Source organism: Parabacteroides merdae ATCC 43184, from assembly GCF_025151215.1.
Classification (GTDB): domain Bacteria; phylum Bacteroidota; class Bacteroidia; order Bacteroidales; family Tannerellaceae; genus Parabacteroides; species Parabacteroides merdae.
Map to the genome: position 1 here is coordinate 973,491 of NZ_CP102286.1, position 19,423 is coordinate 992,913.

Below are 19,423 nucleotides of genomic sequence, written 5' to 3' on the forward strand. Positions count from 1 at the left end.
TGGCTTGTCTTTGTTACAAAATTATTGTAAGCCTTGATTTCTATATTGCCTAAGATTGTTCAATCATAAATCTTAAAATCCCGGAATCATATACGTGATCTTAGCCGAGATTACCTGCGAAGACGATTTGGAAAAATAATCTTCTTTACGGCTGTTGAAGATGTCGCCGAGGGCATAGTAGTAGCGGCCCTCCAGGAGGAAAGAGCCAATTCCTGTACGAAGTTCGATACCCGGACCACCGCATAATCCCCAGTCGAATTTCTTTTCGATTGGCATATCGTGCTGTTCGTTTTCGGTGTTCGGCTTGGCTCCGTTCAGATTCTCGTCTGTCTTTTCACCGAAAGCATATCCTATTTTGGGTCCTAGGTTGACGAATACCCTGAAACGTTTACTGCCAAAATAGATATGTGTCAGGATCGGAAGTTCAAAGTAGTTGATTGTCCGGCTGTATTTATACTGAGGTTGGTCCTCGAACTTTTCATCCCATCCATGTTGGATGAAATTCAGTTCAGCCTGCAATCCTAGATTTTTTTCCGTGATCCACCGGAGCGTGAGACCGCCCGTGTAGCCCATTTTTATTTTCTGCTGCACTTTCGTCTGGGCAAAACTGACTTTGGAAAAGGTCGTACCGAAGGAAGCACCCAAAGACAATTCCCGTTTGAACTTATCCTGCGCCTGAATGTAGTTCAGGGTGACAAGGCTTATAATAACTGTTGCAATAACTTTCCTGATCATCTTACTTCGTTCCGTGTTACATTGAAATCACTCTGATAATGAACAATAAAGATGTTCGTATTAATGAAACCTCCCCAGTTATTTACGCGATGGAAATCGAATCCGGTCTGTACGCCCTGGTAATGAATTTTATCCAGATTATTCTCGAAGTTGGAACCATATTTGTTGATTGCTCCAATGAAAAACATACCGGTGTCGAATCCTAAAATACCATATTTAGGGAATATATTGATCAGGTTTTTACTATACCAGTTTTTATATTTGGTATAGAAGTCTGCCACCTCTTTCGACAGGTTGTCAGCATAGAAGTTACTGTATATATATGTGTTCAGTGCATAGAAATCTTCCAGACAGTCACGCGTATATGTCTGCCATTCAGGATAGCCGAACAAGGTCAGTCCGCATTCGGGTTTTGTTTCCGCCAGCATACGTAACGGAGACTTGATCTTGTTTAGAGCCTCCAATGTGCCCGAAGTCGGTACGATCACGTTCCGTTTGTCTGTTCTGAGGAGCGTGTCGACATCGGCAGTTAGGGTTTCGGCATTATAATTGATTTCGGTAAATGGGATCTGCCGTTGTTTCATCTCGGCTTTGAATGCCTTGATAAATTCGGTTTTATCCTTGCCGTCCCTGATGTTCAGTAGGATTATATTGTCTTCGGCAAATAGGTCGCATCCGCCTTGAGCCGCTTTGGCATACAGGTAGGAGTGGGGCGTATTTACCTGGTAAACATATGCGTTTGACAACACATCGTCGTTCTTCGATGTAAAAGGAATCACATATTTGATGTTGTTCTTCTGGGCAAATTCCGCAACCGGGCCGATCTGGTCGTTTTGTACGGCTCCGATGATGAGGTTGGCATTCTTCAAGGCATCCTCTTTCAGGATCTCTTTCAGTTTCTTCGTTCCGTTTCCTGTATCATAAACTGACAGATCGATAGAACAGCCTGTGTTTTTAAGACTGTCCACCGCCAGCAAGAGACCTTCGTAATATTCGATGAAGCGTTGTGTCTCCGTAGACGGGATAGTCTCATTTGTCATAAACGGCAATAACAAGGCTACTTTGACGCTGTTGACGCGCTCGATGCTTTTCGGTTCTGAGAGCAACGCATTGACATCTCTTTCCGAAAGCATGGTGGTTGCAGGTTCGGTTGTCATATTCTCTTCGGCTTGTACGGGTATCTTAATAGTCATACCGGCCTTAACTCCTTCTTTCAATTTCGGGTTAAGCTTGATCAACTCGTAGCTGGAAATATTGAATTTCCGGCAGATCCGGTACATGGTTTCCTTTTTCTGGACGGTATATTCAATTTCTTTGGTAACGGTCTTGAGCTCCGTCGTCGGTAAATCTTCCACTTGCGTCGCCGGAATGCGGATTGTCTTGCCAATTGTAAAAGTGGAAGTAGACAATCCGGGGTTCGCTTTTACGATGGCGGTAGCGGGAACGGTGTACCGGATGGATAATGAATACAGGGTTTCTTTGGGCTGTATGGTATGGAAAATATAATTTCCATCTTGCTTCTTAGCAGTACCTCCAACTATGTCGCGTTGCGGTATTTTAAGGGTGGCACCTGCTTTGATCCCCTCTTTGCTATCTGGATTCAGCCGGTAAATATCATCGGGCGTAACTCCGTACATGGTAGCGATTGCGTAAACAGTTTGCCCTTTTTCTATTGTATGAAAAAATACATTATTGTCTTGTCCGCTTGTAATAACCACTTGTGATCGGTTGTTTTGTGCATAGATAGATACACCAGCCAGACTCAGAAAGAACGTCAGTACATATATGTTAATCTTATTCATTTGCTGATTTGGATTATTTAGGGGCAAAGATAACAACAAAAAACGAGAGTAATAAAAGATAAGTCGCTAAAGTGCATTATCTGGCATTTCCGATATCCGTAAAAATTCCCACCTTTCCCTCTTTCAAATAAAACCGTTTGTCATGCTCGGCTAGGAAGCGGATGGTGGTGACGATTTTTTCCTCCGGAAAAGGTAATAAGGGGAGCAAGGTGGTGACAGGAAGCAGTTGCCGGGTGGAAAGCAGTCTGAGTAACAGGTCGCGTATGGCGTTGAAATCCCGGTTGTTCAGGCCGGAATCATTCTTGGAAAGGCAGACGTCGCAACATCCGCAATCTTCCGTATTCTTTTCCCCGAAATAGGAGAGTAGCAGGCGACTCCGGCATATATGTATCCCGTTCATGTATTCCACCACTTTCGAAATGCGTTTTTTCATTCTTTCCCGACGTTCCTCATAAGCGGAAGATGGGATAATAAGGGCATTTGTTCGCACACGTGGATGCGTATATGTGATTTGGGAGGCGGTCTGGAAGGATGATTCGTCTATTGCTTCGCAATATTCAATGTAGCCGGACAGTTCTAGCAACTTCAATGCATGATGTATCTGTAGCGGAGGAAGCTGGCAAGTGGAATAGAAATCCGTCAGTTCAAAGTTATGAACGATATCTTTTCCTTGTCCTTCCTGAATTCGGAAATAATCGCCCAACGCTTCATATACTTTTCCGATCAGCTTCTTTTCGGGAAACTCATCGTCTATCCGCTTTTTCAGATGAAAACTATCCGTATCTGTACAGAGAGCTACTGCAAAGGCTTTCCGGCTGTCTCGTCCGACGCGGCCTGCCTCCTGGAAATATTCTTCCAATGATCCCGGCATATCCAGATGGACAACCAACCGCACGTCCGGCTTGTCGATTCCCATCCCGAAAGCATTCGTGGCGACCATTACGCGGCACTCGTTATTTTTCCAACGGTGCTGCCGGATCGCCTTTTCTTCCCGGTTCAGTCCGGCATGAAAGAAATCGGCAGATATTCCGGCTTGTTGCAGGAAGAGAGCTGCCTCTTTTGTCTGTTTCCGGCTCCGGGTATAGACGATAGCCGTGCCGGGCACTTTTCCGAGTATGTAGGCCAGTGTGCCCAGCTTGTCTTCCGTACGGCGCACGATGTAGGCAAGGTTCGGACGGACAAAGCTTGTCCGGAACACATTCTTCTCCTTGAAAAGCAATCGTCTCTGTATGTCGTCCACGACTTCGGGCGTGGCAGTCGCCGTCAGTGCCAGTACCGGCACGCCGGGCAGTTGCTCCCGAATGTCGGCGATATGGAGATAGGAAGGGCGGAAGTCATAGCCCCATTGCGAGATACAATGGCTTTCATCCACCACTAACAGGCAGACGTTCATGGCCTGTAGCTTTTCCCTGAATAATCCGGTGGCAAGCCGTTCGGGCGAAACGTACAGGAACTTGTATTGTCCGGAAACGCAATTCTCCAATTCCGCAACGATTTCCTGCCGGCCCATGCCCGAATATACAGCCGTAGCTTTGATCCCGACCCGGCGCAGATTGTCGACCTGGTCGCGCATCAAAGCGATAAGCGGGGTAATGACAAGGCAAATCCCTTCCATCGCCAATGCCGGAACCTGGAAGGTGACCGATTTGCCGCCTCCCGTCGGCATCAGGCCGAGCGTGTCTCTTCCGGCACAGACGGAATGGATAATATCCTCCTGTAGGGGACGGAAAGCAGGGTATCCCCAATACTTCCTTAAGATCTTATGGTAGACATCCACCGCATCCCTTCATATATCGTTCTCCTTGATGTCCTTCACCATCAGTTGCAACGACGTGTTGCCGTTGTAGGTGTTCTCCTCGATGGTGTAGCAGATATTGAAAGGCTTCATGTTCTTGATATGCGTATTGTGCTGGTGCATGCCGAATGCAATGCCGTGTATCGGTGTGTTCGACTTGTCGTCGATCAATTCCAGTTTGATATGTTCCAAGTCTTTCCCTACCAACTTGCTGGTTCCGTAATCTTTGACTCCGAGCGAGCAGAATACGGGCTTCTGGTTGTCCGGGCCGAACGGATTCATCTTTTTCAACTCACTCATGAACTTGGCGTTGATATCTTGCAGGTCCAGCACGGCATCTATATCGATCTGCGGCGTCATCTGTTCGGGGATGATCTCGTCGGCGGCCAGCTTGAGGAACCGCTGGGTGAAAGCGTCCAGGTTTTCCTCTTTCAGGGAGAGGCCGGCGGCATACGTGTGGCCACCGAAGTTTTCCAACAGGTCGCGGCAGCTTTCGATTGCTTTGTATATGTCGAATCCCGTGACCGAGCGAGCGGAACCAGTGATCAGTTCGGACGATTTCGTCAGGACGACTGCCGGGCGGTAGTATTTTTCCGTCAGGCGGGAAGCGACGATGCCGATCACCCCTTTGTGCCATCCCGGATTGTAGACGATGATCGCCTTACGGTCTTCCATGTTCTGGAATTCGTCGATGATGGCGTTCGCCTCGTCTGTAATCTTCTTGTCCAGTTCGCGGCGTTCTTCGTTATACTGGTTGATGCTCTCGCTCTTTTCGCGGGCCACGTCGACATCCTTCGCCAGGAGCAGTTCGACCGCTTCCTTTCCGTTCATCATACGGCCGGAAGCGTTGATGCGAGGTCCGATCTTGAAGACGATGTCGCTGATCGTGATCTCTTTGCCCGACAGGCCGCAGATATCGATGATCCCTTTCAGGCCGAGGCTCGGATTGCTGTTAAGCTGCTTCAGGCCGTAGTAAGCCAATATGCGGTTTTCGCCGGTGATGGGGACGATGTCCGAGGCGATGCTGACCGCCGTCAGCTCCAGCAGTTTCTCCAGGTCGGCAAACGGGAAGTTGTTGCTTTTGGCGAATGCCTGCATGAACTTGAACCCGACGCCGCATCCCGACAGATGTTCGTACGGATAGACCGAGTCCACCCGCTTGGCATCCAGTACGGCGACGGCATCGGGCAATGTGTCGTCCGGCATGTGATGGTCGCAGATAATAAAATCGATCCCCAACTGCTTGGCATATTCGATCTTTTCGATGGCCTTGATGCCGCAGTCGAGCGAGATCACTAGCGTGATCCCGTTTTCCCGGGCGTAATTGATCCCTTTGTACGAAATCCCGTATCCTTCGTCATACCGGTCCGGAATATAATAATCCAATGCCGATGAATAAGGACGCAAATACTTGTAGACCAATGAGACGGCAGTCGTACCGTCTACATCGTAGTCTCCGTAAATCAAAATCTTTTCTTTATTACCCAGTGCTTTATTCAAGCGTTTGACCGCCTTCTCCATATCTGGCATGAGGAATGGATCATGCAGGTCGTTCAAGCTGGGTTTAAAGAATTTCTTCACCTCTTCAACAGTGGTGAGTCCTCGCTGAACGAGCAAAAGACATACGACCGGACTGAGTCCCAGTTGGCTTGCCAGCCTGTCTCTCTTATGTAACTCTTCTTCTGTTGGGGTTTGAAAGTTCCATTTTGTAATCATTATATATTGTTTTTTTCTTTTTTATCGTCTCTGATATATCGGATATGCGGGTTTATGGTGATAAAACCTCCAATATATTTGAATCCGTAAAGTTAGATAATATAAATGGATATTTCTGTTCGGCGGCTTGCTTTTTTATTAATTAGAAGCTGTTTTAATTTTTTCAAGCTGCTCTCCGGCTGTTTTTTGCCTATTTGGAGGGGGTGAAATGGCTGATTATGGATGATCATTGGCAACATTGAATTATAAAACCACGTTTTGCTTATGAGAGATAAGGCAAGATAGTTTTTTTATTGTATATTTGCCAAGTACACAGCGTACATAGGATTTTTATTATGTATGGTCAAGCGTGGGGGTAAGGTTGTTTTTCGTACATCTCCCTTCATTATATTATTATTATGGACAAAATACAAACCCTCTTATCTCAAATATCTTTATTGTCAAAAAAGAATAATGAGATTTTGGAAATAATGGGTACTCGTTTTAATATATTTCATATTTTAGGAGTGAGCCATTATGAAAATACTCATTCTACTATTCTGGCAGAACTCTTGAATCCTGAAGGAACACACGGATTACATAACTCATTCTTAAAGCTGTTTTTGGATATAAATCAGATAGAAGGTTTTGACTCCCGGAATGCTTTGGTAAGGACAGAAGTCGCAGTTTCTGAATATGGAAGAATTGACATTCTTATAGAAAGTTCAAATTGGGCAGTTATTATCGAAAATAAGTTTTATGCCAAGGATCAGCCGGAACAGTTAAAACGTTATAATGAATATGCAATAGGGAAATATGGCGTAGGAAATTATATGATTCTATATTTAACACCGGACGGCAGATATGCCTCTGATGATAGTGGGAGAGGAGTTGATTATAGATGTATTTCTTATAAAAAAACTATTATAGAGTGGCTGGGACAATGTGTCGGGATTGCAGTTCACCGACCGTTGGTCCGTGAAACAATAAATCAATATATAAATTATTTAAAACAATTAACAGGACAAGATATGAGCACGATAGTTCAATCTGAAATTATTAATTTGCTTTCGAAAGCTGAAAATATAGAGTCTGTTTTGCAAATACCGACCTATATAGAAGCCGTGAAAGATGCCATTATGACAAAAATGATTCAATCTGTGGCCTTGGAATGTGGCGTGAAAGGTGGATTACGGACAGACCTAAAGGAGCGTGAGTTTTATTTTTATAAGGAATCATGGAAAGAAGGAACTTCTATTTATTTTGGATTGGATAAAGGTAAAGTTTATTATGCAATTAAAACAAAAGAGTCTCTGGATGGGAAGGCTAAGCCGGAAATATATCTGGAACATTTATTTGAAGAAGGAATAGATGCGTTTGATCCTTATGGCTATGGATATATTTGTGAATATGACTGGTTGACAAATAATCATATATGGGTGGAGATGGCTGATGGTTCATTTGCCAAGAAGTATATTATTCCTTCTGTAAAGAAGATACTTGAATTTGTCGAATGTGATGAAATGTTGAAATCAAAATTAGAAGAAAGAAATGAAAACGTTTAATTGTTGGTTGATTGCGAATGTGTTGCCTTACGTCGTAGCTATAAGTTGTTATTTTGCTATAGGAGGCTTAGGGCTAAGAATGAATTGTTTTTCTTTTTGGGATTATTTTGTAGTATTTGGTTGTGGGGGTATTTTTTCCATCATAGTTATGATTTATACATATTGTAATATCGAGGAAGTTCTTTCTTGCCGTTTTATATGGGGGAACAGCAATGTGAGTATATTCTCATTTTCTTTAATTTATACTCTTAGAAAAGGAATATTAGCGTTCCTTTTACCTGGGGCAATTTATTTTTCCATCCTTCTTTTTTTAATGGAGGATAATAAGAATAATGAAACAGAACAAGTTACTGAACAAGTAAAGGCAAATGCGAAACCATCTGCTTCAGAAAAGAAAGATGCCAAAGATAAAGAGGTTGTAATGGTTTGCGAATATATTGAAAAAGGAGATTATTATATTTACTATCCTGAACAGTGTATGGCCCAGAATGATAATAATTTGGTATTCCTTTCAGAGAATGGAATAAAGATCGAAGCATTTTTCAATGAAAGTGAATCATTGGATATTCATTATCAGAATGGAATAAAATATAATGAAGAACATGGGTGGAACACGACTTACAAACATCGTTCAAAGACGGGTTATTTTTTATCCGGAAAGAATTCGGACGGGATTATTTATTATCAGAAAACTGTAAAAAAAGATTTCGGTAGTTATTATACAATCCGAATTGAGTATCCAGAATCAGAAAAAGATTTTGGGGATCAATATATTAAATATTATATAAAGCGTTTCCCTGAGCAAATATAAAAAAACGTTACCGGACGAGGGGAACGGCTGACTGTCGTGCAAATCTGTATCTTTCGCTATGCTGAATGTGATACAGTCCGAAAAACAGTCGGTGAACCAGTATTTCCGACAGATGATACTTTAGTGCCGGGAATTTTTGTAACAAAAAAACGGCTCAGTAGATGTTTTTGGTGAATGAAGGGTGGCACATCGCCACTCTTTTTTGATATATCAAAATGTCACTACCACCCCGTGTAAATCGGATTAGTACCCCATGTTCTATGAATTAATATAGCGGGTAATATTTTTAACATAATAAAAAGAAGCGTTTTGCCTGTTTGGAGGAAGCAAAATGGCAGATTCCGGGAGTGGCGATTCTTGGAAACTGTTTGAAAAAAGTCCAAACCGCTTTCCAAGTCCGCGAATGATTTGTACATTTGTGACATTATTTAAAAAACAATGACGGAAGATATTCAAAAAGCCTGCGAAATTATGCAGGCGGGAGGCATAATACTCTATCCTACAGATACGATCTGGGGAATTGGTTGCGATGCGACCAACGAGAAAGCCGTACAAAAAGTGTACGAGTTGAAGAAGAGAACGGACAATAAGGCTATGCTGGTATTGACCGACAGTTCGGCAAAACTGAGCATGTACGTGTCGGATATGCCCGATATAGCTTGGGACCTGATCGAAGTGGCCGATAAACCGCTTACGATTATCTATCCTCATGCAAAGAATCTGGCGAGCAATCTCTTAGGTGAAGACGGAAGTGTCGGCATCCGGGTGACGAACGAAGAGTTTTCCCGTAAACTGTGCGAACGTTTCCGCAGGCCATTGGTTTCCACCTCTGCGAACGTGAGCGGCGAGCCTTCTCCGGGTAATTTCAGCGAGGTGTCGGACAGTATTAAGAACGGGGTCGATTATATTGTGAAATATCGCCAGGATGATATGAGCAAGGCCAAGCCTTCCAATATCATCAAATTAGGAGACGGTGGCGTTATCCAGGTAATCAGATAAAAATGAAGAAGAGCAAGCAGGCTGGAAAATACATATTATCGGATTTTATATCGGCTTCGGTAGCGTGGTTGCTATTCAATATCCTTCGCTATGAGGTGTTCGCCATCGATGAGGGAGCAGATAGTCTGCTTGATTATTTGCAATATCCGGGTGTGCTTGGCGGCCAGGTAGTCATTCCTCTTTTCTGGCTGGTGCTTTATTATTTTTCGGGATATTATAACAAGCCGTTCGGGAAGTCCTGCCTCACCGAACTTTTCTCGACATTCATTACCGTGCTGATCGGGACGGTTTTCGTCTTTTTTGCATTGCTGCTCGACGATATTCCCCGTTCGATCGATATCTATTATAAACTGTTCTTCGGAATGTTCGGATTGCAGTTTTTCATAACCTATATCCCGCGTCTGCTGATTACGCAAAGCGGGATGAGGAAGATAAAGAACCGGGAGTGGGCGATGAAGGTGCTGATTATCGGTGCGGGAGGGAAGGCTGTCCGCATCGCCCACGATTTGTATCGCCTGGGCTATGATATTTGCGGCTTTGTCTCGGAAGACGAGAGGACGCCGGTCAAGGCCGACCGGAATCAGGTGCTGGGGACGGTGGAAGATATTCCGGTCTTGATGGAAAAAGAGAATGTGGATGAAATCGTTTTAGCTGTCGAGTCGAAGAATAATAAGGCGCTTTTAGGAATCCTCTATTCGCTCTACCGGTATAAACGTCCGATAAAGGTGTTGGCGGACCGGTTCAATATGCTTTCGAAAATACAGCTTCGGACGATACGGGGAATCCCGTTGGTCGATGTGACGGATAACAACTTTTCACCGGCCGAACAGAACATAAAGCTTTTTCTGGATAAAGTCTGTTCTGTCGTTGCACTGCTGTTGCTCTCTCCCTTATTCGCCTATATCGCATGGCGGGTGAAGAAGGATTCTCCGGGGCCCGTGTTTTTCCGCCAGGAGCGGATCGGTTATCTCGGACAGCCGTTTTGGATGTACAAGTTCCGCACCATGTATGTCAATGCCGAAGAGAACGGCCCGTCGCTTTCGTCGGAAGACGACCTGCGTGTAACGCCGTTCGGACGTATCATGCGGAAATACCGGTTGGACGAATTGCCGCAGTTCTGGAACGTGCTGAAAGGGGATATGTCGCTGGTCGGACCGCGCCCCGAACGGAAATATTTTATCGACGAGATCGTGAAAACGGCTCCCTACTACTATCTGTTGCACAATGTCCGTCCGGGCATTACCTCGTTGGGGATGGTGAAGTACGGCTATGCGGCAAGTGTGGACAAAATGGTGGAGCGTATGGAATATGATATATTATATTACGAAAATATGTCGCTGACACTGGATCTGACAATTCTGATCTATACAGTTAAAACAGTAATTACTGGTAAAGGCGTTTGAGGAATTAAGAATTAAAAAATAGAGGTGTTGATTATGAAGGATAATTTTCAATTTTCAATTTTCAATTTTCAACTTTTCTATCGGTTCCTGTTATGGCGGGACAAGCATATAAAAGAGAAGCATTTCATATTGATCGTCAGTTTTCTGGTCGGTATTTGTACGGCAGCAGCAGCTATTGTCCTGAAGTCGATCATTCATTTTATACAACATCTTCTGACCGGCAATTTTAATCAGGATGGGGCGAATTACCTGTATCTGCTTTATCCGGTGATCGGTATCCTGCTTGCCGGTTTGTTTGTAAAATATATCGTACGGGATGATATCAGCCACGGGGTGACGAAGATACTCTATGCCATTTCCCAGCGGAAGAGCCGCATCAAGCCTCATAATGCTTGGACTTCCATTGTCGCCAGTTCCGTCACCATCGGTTTCGGCGGATCGGTCGGGGCAGAGGCACCTATTGTGTTGACAGGGGCTGCGATCGGATCCAACTTGGGCCGTCTGTTCCGCATGGAGCAAAAGACTTTGATGTTGCTGGTCGGCTGTGGGGCTGCCGGGGCGATTGCCGGTATATTCAAAGCTCCGATTGCTGGGGTGGTGTTTGTGGTGGAAGTGCTGTTGTTGGACCTGACGATGACGTCGGTACTTCCTTTGCTTATCACTTCGGTGACGGCTGCGACTGTTTCCTATATTTTTACGGGTACGGAAGCAATGTTTCCGTTTTCCCAGACCGAAGCGTTTGTGATCGAGCGTATTCCTTATGTGCTGTTACTAGGTGTTTTCTGTGGTTTGGTGTCTCTCTATTTTACCAAAGTCATGAACCGGGTCGAGGGGATGTACCGGAACTTGAATAATTACTGGAAGAAATTCGTCGTTGGGGGGATCATGCTGAGTGTGCTGATCTTCATATTTCCTCCGCTCTATGGTGAAGGTTATGATACGATTTCGTCTTTGTTGAACGGGCAGTTCTCCCATATAATGGATAAGAGTATGTTCTATAGTCTGAACGATACCTATTGGGGATTGCAGATATTCCTTACGCTGATCTTGTTGTTTAAGGTTTTTGCTTCGAGCGCGACGAATGCTGGAGGCGGTTGTGGTGGTATATTTGCTCCCAGTTTGTATTTAGGATGCATTGCCGGATTCGTGTTTGCGCATGCGTCCAACTATTTTCCCTTTACGATGTATCTGTCGGAGAAGAACTTCGCCTTGTTGGGAATGGCGGGTATCATGTCCGGTGTCATGCATGCGCCGCTGACCGGTGTCTTCCTAATTGCCGAGCTGACCGGCGGGTATGCTCTTTTCCTTCCACTGATGATCGTATCTGTGAGCTCCTATATCACGATCAAGATGTTTCTTCCACACAGTATCTATTCGATGCGTCTGGCCCAGAAAGGGGAGTTGCTTACCCATCATAAAGACCGTGCCGTGTTGACGTTGCTGAATACCGACAGTGTGATCGAGCGCGACTTCCTGACTGTCTCTCCCGAAATGTCCTTGGGAGATATGGTGAAGGTGATTGCCAAGAGCGGGCGAAATATGTTCCCCGTTATCGACGAACGGGGTATCCTGTTGGGGCTTGTTCTGTTGGACAATATCCGGAACATTATGTTCCGCCCTGAGTTATATAATCGGTTTCACGTCTCCAAGTTCATGGTTTCGGCACCTGCCAAGATCCAGGTAGGGACGCCGATGGAACAGATCATGCGTATCTTTGACGATACGAAGGCCTGGAACCTGCCGGTTGTAGACGAGGAAGGACGGTATATCGGCTTTATGTCCAAATCGAAAATATTTAATTCATACCGCGAAGTGCTGGTTGAAAACTTTTCAGGAGATTAAAAAATGAAGAAAGAAGATTTACGAATCGTTTATATGGGCACTCCCGATTTTGCGGTGGAGAGCCTGCGTGCCTTGGTTGAAGGCGGATACAATATAGTAGGGGTGATTACGATGCCGGACAAACCGGTCGGCCGTCATGGCAGTGTCTTACAGGCAAGCCCGGTGAAGCAATATGCCCTGTCGAAGGGATTACCGGTACTCCAGCCCGAAAAGTTGAAAGATGAGGCTTTTCTTTCCGAGCTGCGGGCTTTGAAAGCGGACTTGCAGATCGTCGTCGCTTTCCGTATGCTGCCGGAGGTTGTCTGGGATATGCCGCGTCTGGGAACGTTTAACCTCCATGCCTCTTTGCTTCCCCAATACAGGGGGGCAGCTCCTATCAACTGGGCGGTGATCAACGGAGATACGGAAACCGGTGCGACCACCTTTTTCCTGACTCACGAGATCGACACAGGTAAGATCATCCGCCAGAAGCATTTGCCTATAGCCGATACGGATGATGTGGGGATCGTCCATGACGGCTTGATGACGATGGGAGCCGGGCTAGTACTGGAAACCGTCGATTTGTTGTTGGAAGGAAAAACAGATGCCGTTCCTCAGGAAGAATTTTATAAAGATCCTTCCGAACTCCGTCCTGCTCCGAAGATTTTCAAAGAAACTTGCCGTATCGACTGGCTTCAGCCGGTGAAAAGGGTTTATGACTTCATCCGCGGCCTGTCTCCTTATCCGGCTGCCTGGACTGAAATCGTTTCTCCGGAGGGCGTGCGCACCGCGCTGAAAATCTATCAGGCAGAGAAGCGCCCTGCCGCACATGAACTTCCCGTCGGAACCATCCGGACCGACCGTAAAAGCTATATCGATATCGCGGTGGAAGACGGCTATCTGCGCCTGCTGTCGGTTCAGTTGGCAGGTAAGAAACGTTTGCCTGTTACGGACTTTCTGAACGGGTTCAAGCAGATAGGAGAATATAAAGTCGATTGATAAAAGAAGGGAGATGTGTCGAAAGCCCCTTTGTTCCCGCGCTTGACGGCTATGCCCTCAATGTGGGAACAAAGGGGCTTTCGACACATCTCCCTATGTTCGGTGTTACCTGTATCCCGGCTTATTTCTGTTTCCGGCTGAATTTGTCCAATACCTTTTCCTGGAATAACTGCATCAACTCGTAGAAGCCGGGGATAAACATCGTTGCAAAAATGGTGTTTACCGCCATGCCGAATACGACTGCCGCTCCTAAGGATAGACGGCTTCTCGCTCCGGCTCCTGTTGCAAACAGCAGAGGCATCACCCCTAAGACGAATGCGAATGAAGTCATCAGGATCGGACGCAGACGGATATGGCCGGCTTCGAGTGCGGATTCGCGTATCGGATTGCCGGCCTTATGGTAGTCACGGGCAAATTCGACAATCAGGATGCCGTTCTTCGCAGAGAGGGCGATCAGCAGGATGATACCGATTTGTGTATAGATGCTGACCGGCACGCCCATGACGAAACAACCCAAAATGGCCCCTAACAGGGCGATCGGAAGTCCCATGATGGCGGCGATCGGGCTTGTCCAACTTTCATACTGGGCCGAAAGAACCAGGAAGGCGACCAAAAGAGCCATTGCAAAGACGAGCATGGTGGTGGAGCCTGCTTTCGTTTCCTGGTAAGCGACGGATGTCCATTCATATCCGAAATTATTGCCTAACTGCTCTTGTACGAGCTCTTCCATAGCCTGGATCGCTTCACCGGAGCTATATTTCGGATTGGCTATGCAGGTGATGGATGCCGACTTATACATATTATACAGGTTGATCTGATCCAGTCCCAACTGCTCCTTCACCTCTGTAAAAGCGGAGAAAGGAACCATTTTGCCGGAATTGTTTTCGAGACTCAGGTGCAACACATCGTCTATAACTTTTTGAGCTTGGTCGTTGGCCTCGATCTTTACCTGGTAGATACGCCCGAATTCGACGAAGTCGTTTACATAGGCGGCTCCCATATAGTAGCTTAGAGTCGCAAAAACCTGGTTGAGCTGCAGGCCGAGCAATTGCACCTTGTCGCGGTCGATAGCCAGGTTATACTGGGGGACGTTGGCTTGGTACATGCTCGAAAGGCTGAGCAATTGCGGCTTGCTCCGGTACGTGGCTTGCAGTGTTTCGATAGCATGCTGCATCTCCGTCGGGACCAGATTATTACGGTCTTCCAATTGGAGTTGCAGGCCTCCCGAAGCTCCCAATCCGGGGATTGCAGGGGGGACCATTGCGAATATCTGTGCTTCCTGGATGCCGTAGGCTTCGCGGTTGAAACGGTTTACGACAGCCGAGGCGGTATGTTCTTTGCCTTTTCGTTCGTTCCAGTTTTTCAGGATCACGAAATAGGTCCCTGCGTTCGAGAGTTCGCCGCCACCCATGATAGAGAAACCGTTTACTCCGATATAGGTCTTGATTTCAGGATAGCTGTCGAGGATCTTGTCGATCTGCTTTCCGACTGCTTCCGTACGGTTCAGGCTGGCTGCCGGCGGGAGCTGGGTGGATATCAGGAAATAACCGTCATCCTCTTCCGGGATGAAAGTGGTCGGCCAACGCATAAACATGACGATGGCAATGGCCGTTATGATCCCGAATATCACCATCGTGACAAACGGGTTCTTCAGCATGCGGCCGACGATGTCGTCATATATTTTCTGGGTTTTGCCGAACACCTTGTTGAAGGCTTTGAATACAAAGAATTTCGGTTCTTTGTTCGCTTGCAGGAACAGGGCGCACAGGGCCGGCGTAAGCGTCAGCGAGTTGAACCCGCTTAAGACGGTGGCGGCAGCGATTGTCAGGGCAAATTGTTTGTATAATTGGCCGGAGATACCGCTGATGAAGGTCGTCGGGATAAAGACCGCCAGCAATACCAGCACGACGCCTACGATCGGGCCGACAATTTCACCCATAGCTTCGGTCACGGCTTCACGGGCGGTATATTTCCCCGTATCCATCAGCCGCGACGAGTTTTCCACCACCACGATCGCATCATCCACCACGATCGCGATGGCCAGGATCAACCCGAACAAGGTCAACGTATTGATCGAGAATCCTAAGGCCGACATGACCGCCAGTGTTCCGATCAGGGAGACGGGGATGGTGATGCAGGGGATGATAACGGCACGGAAATTCTGGAGGAACAGGAAGATAACCAGTATGACGAGGGCTGTCGTCTCCAGGAAAGTGACGAGCACTTCGTCGATGGAGGCATTGATTACCTGTGTCGTGTCCAGTGTCACATCATAGACGACGCCTTCCGGGAGGTTGCCTGCCAACTGTTCCATTTTGGCCCGTACCCCTTTGGCCACTTCCAGCGAATTGGAACCGGGGAGTTGGTAAATGGCTATGGCGGCACTCGGCTGTCCTTTCAGTTTGGAGGTGACATTGTAGGAAGAACTGCCTAATTCGATACGGGCGACATCTTTCAAGCGGAGTATCTTGCCGCCCTCTTCCGTACGGAGGATGATGTTCCCGAATTCTTCCGGAGTCGTCAAACGGCCTTTTACCGTCAGTGTGTATTGGAACGGATTGTCGGCTTTGGCTATCGGTTGCCCGACGTAACCGGCCGAAACCTGTGTGTTCTGTGTCGAGATCGCCTGGAAGATCATATCCGGCGTGAGGTTGCGGATGCGCATGGCGTTCGGATCGAGCCATATACGCATGCTGTAGCTTCCGGCTCCCATGACACTGACGGAGCCGACACCCGGCAGACGCGTCAGTTCGTCCGTCATGTTGAGGCTGGCGTAGTTGCTCAGGTACAGCCCGCTGTAAGTGGAGTCACGGGAGCTTAGCGTCAGCATCATAACGATGTTGGACGATTGCTTCTTGGTGGTGATGCCTTGTACGATCACGGCTTCCGGCAGACTGCTTTGTGCAATGCTGACACGGTTCTGCACCATGACGGTCGCCATGTCGATATCCGTACCGACAGCGAACGTGATGGTCAGTGAATAGGCTCCGGAACTGGATGAATTGGAACTCATATAAAGCATGCCGTCTACACCGTTTACCTGTTGTTCGATGGGCAATCCTACGGTCTGCGCTACTGTTTCCGCATCCGCACCTGGGTAGAAAGCCGATACCTGTACGGTCGGCGGCGTGATTTCCGGATATTGCGCGATGGGAAGTATGTGTAGCGTGACCAATCCGGCTACCACCAGGATCAGGGCGAGGACGGTAGCGAATATCGGTCTGTTTATGAAGAATTTTACCATAGCTTTTTATTTTATAGGCTTAATACTCATACCGTCTCTGACTTTCAGCAGGGCGGTTGTCACATACCGTTCGTCGGGGCGGATACCGCTGATGACCTGCCGGAGCGTATCGTCCACCAACTGCCCGGGTTCGATGTGGCGGTAGCGCACGATGTTCGAGTCGTTCACTATATAGAGGAATTTTCCCAACTGGTCGGTCCCGATAGAGGCGTCGCGCACGAGGACAGCGTCTTTCTGTTCGCTGTAGGGCAAGGTGATTGTAACATACAGCCCGCTTTTCAATTCGCCGTCTTTATTTTCGAGATTGGCGCGGACGTTCAGCGTACCGGTCGACAGGTCGACGTTGGGAGAGAGGTAGTCGAGTGTCCCGGTATAACTTTGCCGTCCGTCCTGTCCGAGGCGTATGGAAACATGGGTAGGCATCTTGACGTTCGGATCGTTCTGGTCGGCAATCATTTTCATCCGCATGAACTGGTTGTCTTCGATATTGAAGTTGGCGTACATGATGTCGTCTTTGTATAATGTAGCCAATGTGACGGGTTGGACAGCGCCGTTGATATAGTTGCCCACATCATAGCTTGCACGGGTGACACGCCCGTCGTAGGGAGCCCGGATGTAGCAATAGCCCAAGTTGGTCCGGGCTGTTTTCAAAGCAGCTTCGGCATTATGCACGGATGCCTCCATTTCCGCTGCGGTCGATTCGGCCTGCAAGACCTGTATTTGGCTGACAGCCCCGCTTTTGGCTGCTTCTTTCATGCGTTCGTAGTTGCTGCGGGCATATTCGACCTGGGCCTTTGCCGTGTTTAGCGCGGCTTCCGCCTGGGTGACATTATTTTGGTACACTTCCGGTTCGATCACGAATATCAGGTCGCCTTTCTTCACTTTGGCGCCCGGCACGAGTTGCGAGGATTGCAGATATCCGTTCACGCGTGCTACCAGGTTGACCATGCGGTCGGAACTCAAATAGCCCGGATAGTCTTTTGTCAGCGTGATATCTCGCACGACCGGCATCGCGACGCTTATGGAAGGAGCCGGCATCTCCGTCTGGTGACTTTTCTCTTTACATCCGGCAAGCAGGACGATGGACAATCCCATCATCCCTATTTTAATAGCAGTCTTCATCTCTCTTATTTTTTAATTCGAATAATTTTTAATTCTCAATCTCCCAACCGCTGCCTAAAGCCTGGTAAAGCTGGATCAGGCTCAAGAGGGACGATCCTCTGGCTTGTGTCAGTTCGTTCTCGTAGGAGAGGAGAGAACGTTGTGCGTCCAGTACATTCTGGAAAGGTGTAAGTCCTTGTTTATAGAGGTCGAGCGAAAGTTCCAACGTTTGTTTCCCTTGGTTGACGACTTCCCGGAGCGCGACGATCTGCTTGATCGAGTTCTTATAGAAATTCATGGCATTGTCCACTTCCTGGACGGCAGTCAGTACATCCTGGTTGAATTGCCGGATCGACTCGTCGAGCTGGGCTTTAGCCAGCCGTGTCGCCTGTGCCAACTTCGTTCCCTGGAAGAAGTTCCAGGAGATGGCCGGGGCGATCTCGTAGGTCAAACTGTTATGGTTTACCAGTTTGTCCAAATCATGAGATGCGAAGCCCACCGATCCTTTGACGAAAACCTTCGGCCACCAGTCTGATTTGGAGGCGCCGAGCGATGCCGCCCGTGCGTTTACCAGGCGTTCAGCCTCCCGGATGTCCGGCCGGCGTAGTAGCAGGTTTGCGGGAATGCCGATGCCGATTGTCTCGATGTATTCCGGCAATGGCTTCCGTGTTTCCATGATTTCCCGGACGTCCCAGGGATAAAGTCCCATCAGTACGCCCAAAGCGTTTGTGTACTGGATGATTCCAGCTTCCAGCATGGGGAGAGAGGCTTTTGTGTCGTAGTAGACGGATAAGGCCTGTGCGACATCTAATTTTGAGACAAGCCCTGTTTCGTACCTTTTTTCAGTGATCTTGACGACCGCCTGTTGCGACAGGCAGTTCTTTTTGACCACTTCCACTTCCTGTTGCAGTTCCCGCAAGTTGATGTAGGCGGATGCCACTTGGGCGCAAAGGGAGACCATCACGGCGTTGTAGTCCTCTTTGGAGGCTGCAAAGTTCTCCTTTTGGGCCTTTACGCGGTTGCGGATGCTTCCGAATACATCGATTTCCCAGTTCATAGACAGGGCGGCATCGCTGTATTGGGTTATTGTCTGCGGCAGGTTGCTTGTATGCCCGCTACTTTGTTGCCGGGTCCAGCCGGCAGCGAGTCCCAGGGTTGGCGAATAGCTACCTTGTTGTATACGCAGATTGGCTTTTGCCATAGCGATACGGTCTACCGCCATCAGTACGGAGTAGTTCTGCTTTACGGCTACTTCAATCAGCGAGTCCAGGGTGGGATCATTGAAGTTTTTCCACCACTGGTCGTCTACCGGTAATGTCTGTTGAAAATCACTGTCGTTTTCCTGCCACGCTTCCGGTAATGCGTGATCCAGGTATTTGTGTTCTTTCTGCGCCGGCAGCGTTATCGGCAGGAACAGGCAGAGCACAGCATAACACCATGTACGTATGTGCAT

At 47.5% G+C, this 19,423-nt stretch carries 13 protein-coding genes; 6 read left to right on the forward strand and 7 right to left on the reverse strand.

What is annotated here, in order from left to right:
- Positions 1–72: 72 nt before the first annotated feature.
- The 4 genes from NQ542_RS03855 to recJ all read right to left on the reverse strand — a co-directional run bounded on the left by NQ542_RS03855 (position 73) and on the right by recJ (position 6,048).
- Entirely contained in the window at positions 73–735 is a 663-nt protein-coding gene (locus NQ542_RS03855; RefSeq protein ID WP_005639307.1) for a porin family protein, read from the reverse strand.
- Positions 732–2,537: a PBP1 and LysM peptidoglycan-binding domain-containing protein gene (locus tag NQ542_RS03860; protein WP_005649961.1), complete on the reverse strand. Its 1,806-nt coding sequence runs from the start codon at positions 2,535–2,537 to the stop codon at positions 732–734. Before NQ542_RS03860 ends, NQ542_RS03855 begins: the two co-directional genes overlap by 4 nt.
- 76 nt (positions 2,538–2,613) lie before the next feature.
- Positions 2,614–4,314: a RecQ family ATP-dependent DNA helicase gene (locus NQ542_RS03865; protein ID WP_005639310.1), complete on the reverse strand. Its 1,701-nt coding sequence runs from the start codon at positions 4,312–4,314 to the stop codon at positions 2,614–2,616.
- Between the two features lie 9 nt (positions 4,315–4,323).
- The gene (gene recJ, locus NQ542_RS03870; protein WP_005639311.1) at positions 4,324–6,048 is read right to left on the reverse strand and encodes a single-stranded-DNA-specific exonuclease RecJ; all 1,725 of its coding nucleotides are present in this window, start codon (positions 6,046–6,048) and stop codon (positions 4,324–4,326) included.
- A 398-nt stretch (positions 6,049–6,446) separates the two neighbouring features.
- On the opposite strand from recJ, the gene NQ542_RS03875 reads away from it, so the two are divergent.
- The 6 genes from NQ542_RS03875 (at position 6,447) to fmt (ending at position 13,625) form a co-directional block, all read left to right on the forward strand.
- The gene (locus NQ542_RS03875) at positions 6,447–7,592 is read left to right on the forward strand and encodes a PDDEXK-like family protein (protein ID WP_005639313.1); all 1,146 of its coding nucleotides are present in this window, start codon (positions 6,447–6,449) and stop codon (positions 7,590–7,592) included.
- Positions 7,579–8,403, forward strand: coding sequence for a hypothetical protein (locus NQ542_RS03880; protein ID WP_005639314.1), 825 nt, complete (start codon positions 7,579–7,581; stop codon positions 8,401–8,403). Before NQ542_RS03875 ends, NQ542_RS03880 begins: the two co-directional genes overlap by 14 nt.
- A gap of 438 nt (positions 8,404–8,841) precedes the next feature.
- Positions 8,842–9,402, forward strand: coding sequence for an L-threonylcarbamoyladenylate synthase (locus NQ542_RS03885; protein WP_005639316.1), 561 nt, complete (start codon positions 8,842–8,844; stop codon positions 9,400–9,402).
- A 2-nt stretch (positions 9,403–9,404) separates the two neighbouring features.
- Positions 9,405–10,805 (forward strand): sugar transferase, encoded by a 1,401-nt coding sequence (locus NQ542_RS03890; protein WP_005639321.1) that lies wholly within the window; start codon positions 9,405–9,407, stop codon positions 10,803–10,805.
- A gap of 33 nt (positions 10,806–10,838) precedes the next feature.
- On the forward strand, positions 10,839–12,647 hold the full coding sequence (locus tag NQ542_RS03895; protein WP_005639322.1) for a chloride channel protein: 1,809 nt from the start codon (positions 10,839–10,841) through the stop codon (positions 12,645–12,647).
- Between the two features lie 3 nt (positions 12,648–12,650).
- Entirely contained in the window at positions 12,651–13,625 is a 975-nt protein-coding gene (fmt, locus tag NQ542_RS03900; protein WP_005639324.1) for a methionyl-tRNA formyltransferase, read from the forward strand.
- Between the two features lie 121 nt (positions 13,626–13,746).
- Here fmt and NQ542_RS03905 read toward each other — a convergent pair whose 3' ends face one another.
- Genes NQ542_RS03905 through NQ542_RS03915 form a run of 3 tightly spaced genes read right to left on the reverse strand, consistent with a single transcriptional unit; the run spans position 13,747 to position 19,423 of the window.
- Positions 13,747–16,869, reverse strand: coding sequence for an efflux RND transporter permease subunit (locus NQ542_RS03905; RefSeq protein WP_005639325.1), 3,123 nt, complete (start codon positions 16,867–16,869; stop codon positions 13,747–13,749).
- A 6-nt stretch (positions 16,870–16,875) separates the two neighbouring features.
- The gene (locus tag NQ542_RS03910; RefSeq protein ID WP_005639326.1) at positions 16,876–17,991 is read right to left on the reverse strand and encodes an efflux RND transporter periplasmic adaptor subunit; all 1,116 of its coding nucleotides are present in this window, start codon (positions 17,989–17,991) and stop codon (positions 16,876–16,878) included.
- Positions 17,992–18,019: 28 nt separating this feature from the next.
- Positions 18,020–19,423, reverse strand: a complete 1,404-nt coding sequence (locus tag NQ542_RS03915) for an efflux transporter outer membrane subunit (protein ID WP_005639327.1) — start codon at positions 19,421–19,423, stop codon at positions 18,020–18,022.